At 42.1% G+C, this 11,177-nt stretch carries 13 protein-coding genes and 2 pseudogenes; 4 read left to right on the forward strand and 11 right to left on the reverse strand.

What is annotated here, in order from left to right:
- Positions 1–62: 62 nt before the first annotated feature.
- Together ACJMKR_RS11955 and ACJMKR_RS11960 are read right to left on the reverse strand one after the other, a co-directional pair.
- Positions 63–317 carry a CopG family transcriptional regulator gene (locus ACJMKR_RS11955; protein WP_423064293.1) on the reverse strand — a complete coding sequence of 85 codons (255 nt, stop codon included), beginning with the start codon at positions 315–317 and terminating at the stop codon, positions 63–65.
- Entirely contained in the window at positions 298–579 is a 282-nt protein-coding gene (locus ACJMKR_RS11960) for a BrnT family toxin (protein WP_423064315.1), read from the reverse strand. Before ACJMKR_RS11960 ends, ACJMKR_RS11955 begins: the two co-directional genes overlap by 20 nt.
- A 127-nt stretch (positions 580–706) precedes the next feature.
- Between ACJMKR_RS11960 and ACJMKR_RS11965 the strand changes: the two genes are divergently transcribed.
- Positions 707–874 carry a hypothetical protein gene (locus ACJMKR_RS11965; RefSeq protein ID WP_423064294.1) on the forward strand — a complete coding sequence of 56 codons (168 nt, stop codon included), beginning with the start codon at positions 707–709 and terminating at the stop codon, positions 872–874.
- Here the strand turns inward: ACJMKR_RS11965 and ACJMKR_RS11970 are convergent.
- Positions 825–1,697, reverse strand: a complete 873-nt coding sequence (locus ACJMKR_RS11970; protein ID WP_423064295.1) for a lysostaphin resistance A-like protein — start codon at positions 1,695–1,697, stop codon at positions 825–827. The genes ACJMKR_RS11965 and ACJMKR_RS11970 overlap by 50 nt on opposite strands.
- Positions 1,698–2,011: 314 nt before the next feature.
- On the opposite strand from ACJMKR_RS11970, the gene ACJMKR_RS11975 reads away from it, so the two are divergent.
- Both ACJMKR_RS11975 and ACJMKR_RS11980 read left to right on the forward strand, forming a co-directional pair.
- Positions 2,012–2,989 carry an IS5 family transposase gene (locus ACJMKR_RS11975; RefSeq protein WP_423062509.1) on the forward strand — a complete coding sequence of 326 codons (978 nt, stop codon included), beginning with the start codon at positions 2,012–2,014 and terminating at the stop codon, positions 2,987–2,989.
- A 44-nt stretch (positions 2,990–3,033) separates the two neighbouring features.
- Positions 3,034–3,219, forward strand: a pseudogene (locus ACJMKR_RS11980) (IS982 family transposase); the annotation flags it as partial.
- 22 nt (positions 3,220–3,241) lie between these two features.
- Here ACJMKR_RS11980 and ACJMKR_RS11985 read toward each other — a convergent pair.
- The 3 genes and pseudogenes from ACJMKR_RS11985 to ACJMKR_RS11995 all read right to left on the reverse strand — a co-directional run.
- Positions 3,242–4,189 (reverse strand): hypothetical protein, encoded by a 948-nt coding sequence (locus ACJMKR_RS11985; protein WP_423064296.1) that lies wholly within the window; start codon positions 4,187–4,189, stop codon positions 3,242–3,244.
- A 201-nt stretch (positions 4,190–4,390) separates the two neighbouring features.
- Entirely contained in the window at positions 4,391–5,623 is a 1,233-nt protein-coding gene (locus tag ACJMKR_RS11990) for an IS256 family transposase (RefSeq protein WP_423062605.1), read from the reverse strand.
- A 73-nt stretch (positions 5,624–5,696) separates the two neighbouring features.
- A pseudogene (locus tag ACJMKR_RS11995) lies at positions 5,697–6,248 on the reverse strand (helix-turn-helix domain-containing protein); the annotation flags it as partial.
- 623 nt (positions 6,249–6,871) lie between these two features.
- Between ACJMKR_RS11995 and ACJMKR_RS12000 the strand changes: the two are divergent.
- Positions 6,872–7,246, forward strand: a complete 375-nt coding sequence (locus ACJMKR_RS12000; protein WP_423064316.1) for a tyrosine-type recombinase/integrase — start codon at positions 6,872–6,874, stop codon at positions 7,244–7,246.
- A gap of 303 nt (positions 7,247–7,549) precedes the next feature.
- Here ACJMKR_RS12000 and ACJMKR_RS12005 read toward each other — a convergent pair whose 3' ends face one another.
- The 5 genes from ACJMKR_RS12005 to ACJMKR_RS12025 form a co-directional block, all read right to left on the reverse strand.
- Positions 7,550–8,128 carry a hypothetical protein gene (locus ACJMKR_RS12005; RefSeq protein WP_423062603.1) on the reverse strand — a complete coding sequence of 193 codons (579 nt, stop codon included), beginning with the start codon at positions 8,126–8,128 and terminating at the stop codon, positions 7,550–7,552.
- Between the two features lie 297 nt (positions 8,129–8,425).
- Complete coding sequence (locus ACJMKR_RS12010; protein ID WP_423062602.1) at positions 8,426–8,860, reverse strand: hypothetical protein; 435 nt, start codon at positions 8,858–8,860, stop codon at positions 8,426–8,428.
- Positions 8,857–9,048 carry a hypothetical protein gene (locus ACJMKR_RS12015; RefSeq protein ID WP_423062601.1) on the reverse strand — a complete coding sequence of 64 codons (192 nt, stop codon included), beginning with the start codon at positions 9,046–9,048 and terminating at the stop codon, positions 8,857–8,859. Before ACJMKR_RS12015 ends, ACJMKR_RS12010 begins: the two co-directional genes overlap by 4 nt.
- A 90-nt stretch (positions 9,049–9,138) precedes the next feature.
- Complete coding sequence (locus ACJMKR_RS12020; protein WP_423063233.1) at positions 9,139–10,197, reverse strand: hypothetical protein; 1,059 nt, start codon at positions 10,195–10,197, stop codon at positions 9,139–9,141.
- A 72-nt stretch (positions 10,198–10,269) separates the two neighbouring features.
- Complete coding sequence (locus ACJMKR_RS12025) at positions 10,270–10,926, reverse strand: transposase (RefSeq protein WP_423063232.1); 657 nt, start codon at positions 10,924–10,926, stop codon at positions 10,270–10,272.
- Positions 10,927–11,177 lie beyond the last annotated feature (251 nt).

Consider the following 11,177-nt stretch of genomic DNA (forward strand, 5'->3'; position numbering starts at 1 on the left):
AGTTATGACATAGGGTGAAAGTAATTGGCAATAATGATTGCTACTTTCGCACAAGGTAGTTACTACTCGCCCTTTCTTCTTTTTCTTTTGTATTGGTGTGCATATTGGTCCAGTAAATTACGGATCATTTTCTGATATTGAGTATGGTGATTTTTAGCTTCTTTCTTAAAGAAATCGACGCTTTCTTTCGTTAAGGAGAGCGTGACCTTTACGGTATCACCTTTCAAGACCAGTTCGCTGGGAGATGGTAAAAAGTCTTTAACCACTTTGACATCACCGATAGGCTCATCGGTGTATTTAATTTTTTTCTTTCTCATAAATTTTCTTCCCCTTTCTCCAATAACCAGCACCAATGATTCGAACTTTATTGTCCCGATAAGTAAATCGGACCGTCATGACTTCTCCATCCACTTTGCCAAAACAATAATATCTTTTTTCTGAAAGGCTGTGCTCAGTATCTTCAGCAATCACACGGTGCACATCCAAAAAAGCGCGTTGCGCTTCGAAGAAGGACACTCCATGTTTCTCCTGGTTAATTTTATCCTTGTTGTTGTCCCATTCGAAGTCTGCTGTTCTCATAATGATAGGATTATACCGGATAACCATATAAATAGCCATATATGGTTGCATTTGTAAGTATGGCTAAAAAATCTAAAAATCATATAGTAGCTTAGACGCGCTATCTTTAAACCGCCTGCCCTCTTCGATGTATTCTAAACAAGCGTGTCGCGATGCTCGTGATAGATTATTGCCATCCCTGTCAATAATCGACTCGCAATACGCGCCTTCGCTTCGCTCTCCATGGCGCGCATCGAGCGCATGTTTTAAAAGGATGCTTGGGGAGAAACACTGCTCTCTAGCGCTGGGTATGTAAACGCTAAAAAATGTACAAAATTCACAACAAAATGCGTTAGCATGCTTGAACGCACATCACCCGTTAATTGATAAGACAAGCCATAGCCGGCCCCTGCTAAACCAGCTAAGCCAACGTACTTTAAACCACCTTGAAAATGGGCACCACCAAACAGAGCAGACGATAACAGTAAAGCAATTTGAAGCTGAGCCTGTTTAAATAAGTTTCCTTGGATTTGCATTCTAAACAACGCTTCTTCCGCAGGGCACACTAACAATAAATTTGTCGCTGCCCAGCGCTTAAAATGAGGCTTGATCTTAAATTCTGTCTTAACATAACCCAACATTTTTGCACCTAGAAGCTCAGCCATAATTGTTGCCGATGTAATTAATAAAATAGCTGGAAAGGCTGTAGAACGCGTTTGTGCTAAAACCGCATCAGTCTGTAACCCAAAAGCAAGCAACGTAATCTGACCTGCTAGCACCTTGTCGTAATTTAAATAAAGATTATAGGGAACGGCTCCGTCAGAGATTACTTCATTTTGAATAATGTGCTCATTACTAAAGCCTGGCATTTTATGCAAACTAATTGCCGCATTTAATAACACACCAAGAATATTGACACCAAAGCGGGCATAAGGATTCTCTAAATAGGATGGTAATGCCAATAACCCCGCATAACAACCCAACGCAGCTAAACCGACCGGCCGAACACGACCACTTATTAAACTCAGCACCACTGTAGTAGCTGTACTTACCATTGCCAGTTTTTTAGACAAAAACAATACACCTATCGATGAAATATATAAACCAGCTGCTGAAATATTTGATAACACCACACGCATTGTAACTAATCCCTAAAATAAACGGTTCTTTAAAAACTCAGCCAACTATTGATTAAGGCTTTGTTGCCTAACTAAAATATGAACAATCTATTTCGGGACTGTTCATTAGTTTGTGTAAATCGCGTCAGTCAGAATTATTAATCAACCATTGTGTTAACTGATTTTTTTTAATTTTATCACGAGTTTCGCGGTTTTGTAAAATCTCAGAGTTTTCCAAGGCTTTGTTGCCTAACTAAAACATGAACAATCTATGTAATTTTTGCTGTCTATATTATAATCAGCACCCCACGATTTTTAAGCAGAGGGCGCCTCATATGCCAAATAAATATCCAAACAAAAAAGGCTGGACGATTCCCAAGCAGAAATACAAGGTGAGCAATTGGCGTGAATATAATAATGCATTACGCAATCGTGCCAATATTGAAATCTGGATATCCGATGATATTATTCATTCGTGGTATGAAAAAGATCGTGTGTATGATGGCAAAGGCGCACCCCAAAAGTTCACGGATCTTGCGATCATTACGTGCCATGAAATTCGGCAAGTTTTTCGTTTAGCGTTGAGGCAATGTCAAGGGTTTATGAATTCAATTTTCAAGATGAAAGCCCTTAATATAAAATCACCGGATTACAGTTGCTTGTCAAAACGGTTAGCGCTTTTAACTATTCAGTCGCCTCGTTACAGGAAAACGGAATCGGCAGATAAAAGCGTTGTGGCTATCGCCCTTGACTCCACTGGGTTAAAACGGTTTGGCAGAGGTGAATGGCATCAGGAAACATATACATTATCAGCCAAACGGAGTTGGCGTAAATTGCATATAGCCGTTGATAATAAACATATTATTCATGGTAATGATTTAACGGATCGCTTTACGGCGGATTGCCAAAGCGTTGCAACGTTATCAAAGCAACTTACTTGCAAAGTGGGCCATGTCAGCGCCGATGGTGCCTACGATAAGAATCCTGTTTATGAAATATTATCAAATTACTTTAAAGGAGCCGCTATAATAATGCCGCCTGATAGTGATGCTGTTTATGATAAAAATAATCATACACAACGTAATGGTAATGTTAAGCAACTAAAAGCATTGGGCCGAATGGCTTGGCAACGAATAAGACAATACGGTTATCGGAATTATTCAGAGTTGGCGATTCAACGCTACAAAAGAATATTGGGTAGTACGTTACATGCTCGAGATTTTGTACGGCAAAAAATCGAATCAATGATCGGTTGTGGTGTGTTAAATAAAATGACACGGCTAGGAATGCCGGCGAGTTATCGTTGCGCCTAAATTTTGAGACACAAACAAAGGCGTGGGGTTAGGCAACAAAGCCCATCGTAGAAACGATTATCGATCAGTTGAAAAACTTGTATCATGTTGAGCATTCGCGTCATCGTAGTCCGATTAATTTTTTAGTCAATACCCTTGCAGCGCTAATTGCCTATTCTTGGCGACCAAACAAACCAGGAATAAAAACCAACAATATAAAGAATAATTTATACGCAGTTATCCAGAACTGAGGTTAAATACGTAATTTTTAGTTTAAGAAAGTCCACCACGTCTCAACAGTGCACTGCGAAATGCAGCTTCCCATTGAGAAGCCTCCACTTCCTGCTGTCTTTGACTCTCCTCATATGATGGTGGTTGATCTTGAAAGAAGCTTGGTTGTCCTAATAAAGCTCCCCTCCGACAAAACGAAGAAGCGCTTGTTTGAGATGGGTCACCTGAAACTGATCCGAAGAGTCTATCGAATGCTGTATAAGTGTCTAATTTGTCTTTTTGTGTTAAAAGCCGATAATCCGATTTTTCTCGCTTAGGCCGAAAAAAACCGGTTAAGTTTTGTCTAGCTGGCTCTAGTCTTTCTTTGAAAGTAGAATGTGCTTCTGATGTGCAGTTTCGTTCTTCCAAAGAACAAGCAGCCCCCATCGAAGTTATAAGTTTATTAACACTAGGGTCGGCAGGTAGGGGCTCTTCGGGTTGTGGATTGGAAGCATAGCCCTGCAGTCCTGACGTAGCGCTTAATCCCTGTTTTGAGGACAACGGGCATTGCGTTGTTTGGGGTTTTTGTCTTCGATGCTGAGTCTGAGCAAGATCCCCTGTAGCTAAAAAAGAATCAACTTGTTCAAAAAAAACCCCGTGTCTACGCTTGTAACGTAAGTCGTCCTTACCTCTACTCTCCTGGGAGGATCCGTTTATGAAGTCTCGTCGATATCGCTCTAGATGGGCCAACTCCTTTGCATTGTTTTTGGATGCTCTCATGTTGACTTGTATGGTAGGAATTAGCTTCTTCTTATCACGAAAGGCAGGACTTTCTAAGGTTTTACAATTAAGGGGGAGTGTCTCAAGAACAGCCTCAGCGTAAATCTGACAATCCAGCCGGCGTAGCATTGCTTTTTTTATTCTTTCAGCGGATAGCATGTTAGGCTCTGAACCTGATGCACTAAGCTGCGCAGTAGATTTAGGCTGCGAATTATAATTTTGTCTATTCATATTTTCCTCACTTAATTTTTATTCTTAATGGGGCTTTGTTGCCTAACTAAAATATGAACAATCTATTTCGGGACTGTTCATTAGTTTGTGTAAATCGCGTCAGTCAGAATTATTAATCAACCATTGTGTTAACTGATTTTTTAATTTTATCAAAAACTACATTGCGTTCAAATTAATTTCCTCTCTTATGAATTTTAAGTTTTATACAAAATCCGCCAGGCGATCTTCAAACATAAGGGCAAAACGATTCATGGCGGCACCCCAGTCTCGAATCGGCATGGTCCATTTTTTGGCTATATTTTTTAACCCTAAATAGAGTTGTTTTAAAGCGGCATCGTCCGACGGAAAAACTCGTTTATTTTTAATAACTTTTCGGATACTCATGTTCAGTGATTCAATAGCGTTAGTGGTATAAATCACCCTCCGAATTTCTGCCGGATAAGCAAAAAATGGCACAATGCGCTCCCAATGAGTCAACCAACTTTTGGCAATCGAGGGAAATTCAGCATCCCATTTCTCAGAGAAACTCGTCAGCGCCAATTCTGCTTCTTCAACCGTACTGGCCGAATAAATAGCTTTTAAGTCAGCGGCCACTTCTTTTTTCTTTTTCCAACCCACATAGCGCAATGAATTCCGCACCATGTGTACAATGCAAAGCTGTACTTGAGTGTTAGGATACACAGCGCCAATCGCATCAGGAAAGCCCGTTAGCCCGTCAACGCAACAAATCAGGATATCTTCTAGGCCTCGATTTTTTAACTCCGTTAATACATTCAACCAGAATTTAGCGCCCTCATTTTGGCTAATCCAAATACCTAGCAATTCTTTTTGCCCATCGATATTAATTCCTAAAGCCAAATACAATGCCTTATTGATAACCTTTTTATCTTGCTGCACTTTAATCACTAAAGCGTCCAAATACACAATCGGATACACCTTGTCCAACGGACGACTTTGCCAAGCCTTCACTTCTTCAATCACTTCGTTGGTTACTGTAGAAATGAGACTCGAACAAATAGTTGTGCCATACAAATCTTTCAACTGATCTTGAATATCACGGGTAGTCATACCCCGTGCATAAAGACTCATAATTTTGTCATCCAAATCATCAAAGCGGGTTTGATGTTTTGGAATCAATTGCGGTACAAACTCATTGTTACGATCACGAGGAACCTCAATGGTCATCTCGCCATCTGTTGTTTTGATCGTTTTTTGGCTGTGCCCATTGCGGGAATTACCACTATTGTTGCCAGACACTTCGTGTTTTGCATAACCCAGCGCGTCCGTCAGCTCCCCTTCCAGAATACGCTCCGTCAGTGCCTTTTTTAACTCCTTTAACAAACCAGTATCACCGAAAATATCAGATGCGGTCTTGGTATGTTTGAGAAAATATTCCACAACCTGTGGATCTAATTTATTGGTTTTCATTGCCATAGTCAAAGACTCCGTATAATTTTAACGACCTTTCCCTGACTATCGCATTTACACAATCTTATTTACAGACCCCATAAATACGGCCAACGCCCTTCATCGTGCCAACATAATACGTATCCTGAGAACCTAAATAACCTGGGTGTTCTGTTTCAATCTCGCCGTGCGCTTCTTTTTCTCGTTTTGATTTTTCTAATGCTTGTCATTGTTCTTCCGTTAATAACATACCGTCTTGCGCCGATTTCGCTTCAAGCGCTTTTAGTCGCTTCTTAAAAGTCTCTAGATCATTACGTAGCCACACCGAACGAACTCCGCTGCTCGATACGATAATGCCTCGCGCCAGTAATTCATTGGCCGCACGTGCCTGACCTAACGCTGGGTTTTCAATAGCCAAAGCAATTACCGCTTCTTCTACATGTAACGGCACTCTATTTTTTTCATTCGGTTTCTTCTTACTCATATCATGGAGTGCTTCTTCGCCACCATTTTCATAAAGTGTTTTGAAACGGTAAAAACTGTCGTGTGAATAACCCATAACCTTGCAGGCTTGTGAAACATTTCCCAATTGTTTAGACAGCTCTAGTAAACCTAATTTGGGTTTGATAATCTTTTCGGATACACTGGTCATAATAACCCTCGATGCGCGCCATGGAGAGCGAAGCGAAGGCGCGTATTCCGCGGTAGGCTCGGATTTTTTGCCGAGCGTAAGCGACTGCAAAAAATCTTTACGAGCCGTCAAGTCATTTGAGAGCCCGTGCGTAGTCGAGCCGTGAGGTCGCGGAGCGCGGGCGACGAGGACGTCCGCGGCTATTTAAGTTGTCGCGTATTGCGAGTCGATTATTGACAGGGATGGCAATAATCTATCACGAGCATCGCGACACGCTTGCCTCGTGTTGGTTGTTTAAGGTTGGTCAATTAAATTTTACTCTAACTGACCAGGAGTGTCAGATCAAGTCTGAAGGTTTACATATTAACCGCCAGAGAGGTAGAGATTCTACTTACGTATTTGTTCACCGGCATAACGGTCAAATACGGCCTTACTACTCCATCGATGCGCGCCATGGAGAGCGAAGCGAAGGCGCGTATTCCGCGGTAGGCTCGGATTTTTTGCCGAGCGTAAGCGACTGCAAAAAATCTTTACGAGCCGTCAAGTCATTTGAGAGCCCGTGCGTAGTCGAGCCGTGAGGTCGCGGAGCGCGGGCGACGAGGACGTCCGCGGCTATTTAAGTTGTCGCGTATTGCGAGTCGATTATTGACAGGGATGGCAATAATCTATCACGAGCATCGCGACACGCTTGGAATACCACTGGTTGGCAAGCTGCCCGTGTTCGTGCGGGATTGTCCGATGTACGTGTTCACGATTTGCGACACACGTTCGGACGTTGTTTACGAGCAATGGGTGTTTCGTACGAAGATCGACAAGACTTGTTAGGGCATAAGTCAGGAAGAATGACCACACATTATTCGTCTGCAGAGATTAGAAACTTAATCGAATCGGCGAATTTAATTTGTCAAAGACGTGTGAGCACTCCTACTTTACGCTTGATCCGGTCCCAAGTTGATCCTAGGTCCCGCAAAAGTCCCGCAAGGATAATGGCGGAGTATGAAGAGAAAAGGGTGGGTTAGTTGTAATTGATTGATTTAACGTTAATTAATTGGCTCCCCGGGAGGGATTTGAACCCCCGACCAAGTGATTAACAGTCAGTAGCATATTTTATATGAATCAATTAGTTAAGCAAGGCATTTTTAGGAAAATAGGGTAGGTTAGTGCTTGTTTTAATGAGCCTGGAGTGGTTTTTTAGGAAAATAGACCAGCTACTTTTCAAACTTGGCAGAAAATGGGCGCACGCGGAAGGAAAAATTTTTGTGGCTACCAACAAGCTTATTAAGTTTGCTGGTAGCCTACTAACTTTAAAAATTACTTTTCTTTCAACGTGAGCTGCCAAACGTATGCGGAGCAGAAGAGATTCCCCGAATCTCTGGCTCTACTGAATGAGATCCTGGCTGATTTGAGAAGAAGGAATGAGAATTACCAGTAGAAACTTGGTGGCCTTCTTGAAAAAAGCCTTTTAATTTAGAAATGATTTTTCCTATTTTCTGTTGCCTCTTCTGGAGGAGCTGAAGTCTATTTTTAGCTTCAATGCTCTCTGAGAGCGAATTCAAGTAATGTGTAGATGACCCCATGCCACTGGACACTCGTTCCTCGGCTAAAAAGGATTCATTAAAAGCCATATTTTTCTTAGTCTCAGCTGTATGTGCTCTTGTCTTCATCTTTTTCAGCTCTCGAGTAACCTGGTGAAGCTGCGCCACCAATTGATCAATAGCTTCTTTTATCTCGTGCTGTGGTGTAAAGCAGTTATAACGCTTATACTTAGTCAAGTCGTCGTCTTCCTTTGCTATTGCCATTGCTGCACCAACAGCGCCAAGATTAGAGCTATCACCTATAACCATACCAGAAAAATCCTTAGGTTGGAGCTCATCAGAAAATCGGTCTGTTCTTCTACGCATCACAAAAACCCCTCTTTGAAATAGACATTTACCTGCAATTTGGCACCGTTACTTTTGAAAAGATGCCTTAGAAGTAGAATTATTACATAAAAACCTTAATTTGAAAATTAACATACCCTTAAATGCGTCTGTTTTTTTAAAGTTGTAGAAAAACTACCCCTATGAATTCGCTTGCCGCAGCCTACATGCTCTTGCGTCGATGCAGTTGGGGGTCCTTTCAGCCAAACACGACAGCACGAATTACCGGGATTTCAGTGCGCTGCATTTTATGGTTTATCCCTCAAGATAAAACACTACCTATTCTTTTCTTGTTTCTTCGGGTTCGGGCAACTGCGGTTTCCGAAAGCCGCCCACCACAGCCTGCACGGTGCCGCCGATGAAGTTCGGAATCGTTTTCCGACCGAAAACGGCGGCACAAATCATGGCTAAAATGTTTTCTTGAAACGGCGTTAGGCTGTGCCAAAGGCCCAACGCATACTGATGGAAATCAGGACCAAAGAATCCTGACCAAAAGGGTGAGGCAAATAAGGCAAATGACAGGAGCCGTAACGGTTTATCCTTATCGACTAACTGCGCCAACTCCCACTGCGCTACCGCCAACTGTTTTGAGAGTACCATTTCTTTTCGGGCTTTAATTTCAGCAAGCTTTAAATCTTGGGTTTCTTGTGAGCGTTTTTTGAGCCCTTCAAAAATAGCTTTCACAATCGACCAAATAATTTTAATCGGATTCATGATACTGCCTTCTGCTCTGACTTCACGCGCTTAAAAAAGACCCGCAGCAATACGCAAAAGAAATACGTCAAATACGCATCAACCACGATCGTCCACAGACCGTGCAGCCCATCGTGCTTTAAAAAATAAGCCTCAATGATAGAGCCGACGGGGAACCACACGACTAACACAAAAGCCGGCACTAACATCGTACCCTTGCGCTTCTTTAAGTTGGACTTTGGATAAATAAAATCCCTTGCCAGTTAGGACAATAATCAAAAAATGTGAGTTTCTAAATCTTAAGCTGTTTTTTGCAGCAATTCGTAGAATTGCTCAGGTGTAAAATTTATTTTATCCAACCATGATTTTACTATCCCAATCAAATCCTCTATTTTTTCAGGGTCTGAGTTTTGCGTCTTTTCTTCAGTCCTCTGAATCGTTTTAATTTTTGAGTTGCTATTTTTGAAAATAGCAGGATGTCGCGTGCGTTTCCCCTGCGTATCACCTTTGGTTCTGCCTTGCGGATTACCGCGTGGTTTGCAGAGATTAGCAGGCGTGCCAACGGTATCAAGCACCGTAGAAAAACCCCGTTGCGTTTGTGAAGGGGTCGCAGTTATTGATGGTTTTTCGTTATCCACTTGGAAGCTCGGCAAATACCGCTCCCATTTTTTCGGTAAAATCGGGGCAAGATTCCTCGCTAGATAAAGTTGCGTATACGCTAATGCTGTCATCCGCCACCAATCTTCTTCGTGCTTAACATCCGGTGTTTGGTATCGGTCAAATAACAGTTTGTCTTTACCAAAACGAAAGTAGTGTTCAATGTCATAGCGTCTATCGTAATAGTGATACGCTTCTAATGCTGTGATTTCATTACGTCGTTCACCAGCGAGTCCTAACCAGAGTGGATTTTTATATAAAGATTTACCGTTAGCATCAACCGCAACCAATTGCACAACAGTAACAGGATGCTCATATCCTTTAAATTGCTTTGAACCACGCAGTAATTGGTCACGCCATATTTTAATCTCCAATTGGTAAGTTTTGCCACTGCGGGTTGTAATGGGTTGCTGCACAATCTCATCGGATTCACGGTGAGTCGTGCTGTCGTTTAGTTTCATCGCATCACCATAGCGTTTTATACTTCCTGAGGTATTATCTTCTATTGATGCGGGCGCGAAAACATTACGGGTACTGTTAAAACGGAAAAGATGTACCCAATTGGGATTTTCGCTAACCAGTTTACGGCAAGCTTCTGTCGATGCGCGCCATGGAGAGCGAAGCGAAGGCGCGTATTCCGCGGTAGGCTCGGATTTTTTGCCGAGCGTAAGCGACTGCAAAAAATCTTTACGAGCCGTCAAGTCATTTGAGAGCCCGTGCGTAGTCGAGCCGTGAGGTCGCGGAGCGCGGGCGACGAGGACGTCCGCGGCTATTTAAGTTGTCGCGTATTGCGAGTCGATTATTGACAGGGATGGCAATAATCTATCACGAGCATCGCGACACGCTTGACCATATTTTGAATCAGCCACGCTAACCACCAATTTATGAGTAAGCGCTAAGTCTGCAATACAACGGTTAATTTGCTGCATCCCAACTACATTGCCTTTTTCATCGCTTTTAACGCGCCTCGTATCCAGTGGAACTAACCAATGCTTTTCTTGAGCTGCACCATCATTGGGCAATAGTGATACCGTTGAATATTCATGTCCAATGGTAATCGGTTTGTTACCCGGTGCTGGATTAGGGCTGTAAACCACATGGCGATCTTCAACACAGTGTGCACTTTGACGCGACTGTGGTGTCGTATCCGCAATAATGATCACACGGTCATCGCTATGACTCACATGTTCATATTGTATTTTCATCATGCTATCCCAACAATTTGCTACCGACAAACCATCGCTAATCGCATCGGTAATACTACTGTATTCACGTTCAAAGTATGGCGATTCACATAATTCTATGGGTGTTTTGCAGCGATGGCCATGGCTTGAAAGGGCATCGAGTAAATTCATATTGGCATCGCGTCGCGCGGGGAAGATGTTGTAGAGGAATGTACGGAATTGTTTTAGTTTTTCTGTCGCTAACATCGTTTGTTCCTTATTTTATTTTTTCGAACAAACGTTGTTTACAACGTAAAATTTTTTTTCGGTTTCTATGTCAAGCAATTTTTAATTATTTTTATAAATTTATCCAAAGTCCAATGTATAGAAAAGTTAAAAATGATTGAAAAGGGAAATTTTGAAACGATACTCAAAAAACCACTTACGGCGAATGCTGTTAAGCAAAGCATGCGTTCTTGTTTGCAAAGTGTGTATGCTTAAGGCATTTTCCGAAAACA

This window comes from Candidiatus Paracoxiella cheracis (assembly GCF_049348705.1).
In the GTDB taxonomy this organism is placed as follows: domain Bacteria; phylum Pseudomonadota; class Gammaproteobacteria; order Coxiellales; family Coxiellaceae; genus Paracoxiella; species Paracoxiella cheracis.

Coding starts and splice junctions, on each gene's coding strand:
- ACJMKR_RS11975 (WP_423062509.1), top strand. CDS start 2,012: ATGCCAAATAAATATCCAAACAAAAAAGGCTGGACGATTCCCAAGCAG.
- ACJMKR_RS12010 (WP_423062602.1), bottom strand. CDS start 8,860: ATGAATCCGATTAAAATTATTTGGTCGATTGTGAAAGCTATTTTTGAA.
- ACJMKR_RS12025 (WP_423063232.1), bottom strand. CDS start 10,926: ATGTTAGCGACAGAAAAACTAAAACAATTCCGTACATTCCTCTACAAC.
- ACJMKR_RS12015 (WP_423062601.1), bottom strand. CDS start 9,048: ATGTTAGTGCCGGCTTTTGTGTTAGTCGTGTGGTTCCCCGTCGGCTCT.
- ACJMKR_RS11965 (WP_423064294.1), top strand. CDS start 707: ATGTATTCTAAACAAGCGTGTCGCGATGCTCGTGATAGATTATTGCCA.
- ACJMKR_RS11985 (WP_423064296.1), bottom strand. CDS start 4,189: ATGAATAGACAAAATTATAATTCGCAGCCTAAATCTACTGCGCAGCTT.
- ACJMKR_RS11990 (WP_423062605.1), bottom strand. CDS start 5,623: ATGGCAATGAAAACCAATAAATTAGATCCACAGGTTGTGGAATATTTT.
- ACJMKR_RS11960 (WP_423064315.1), bottom strand. CDS start 579: ATGAGAACAGCAGACTTCGAATGGGACAACAACAAGGATAAAATTAAC.
- ACJMKR_RS11955 (WP_423064293.1), bottom strand. CDS start 317: ATGAGAAAGAAAAAAATTAAATACACCGATGAGCCTATCGGTGATGTC.
- ACJMKR_RS12005 (WP_423062603.1), bottom strand. CDS start 8,128: ATGCGTAGAAGAACAGACCGATTTTCTGATGAGCTCCAACCTAAGGAT.
- ACJMKR_RS11970 (WP_423064295.1), bottom strand. CDS start 1,697: ATGCGTGTGGTGTTATCAAATATTTCAGCAGCTGGTTTATATATTTCA.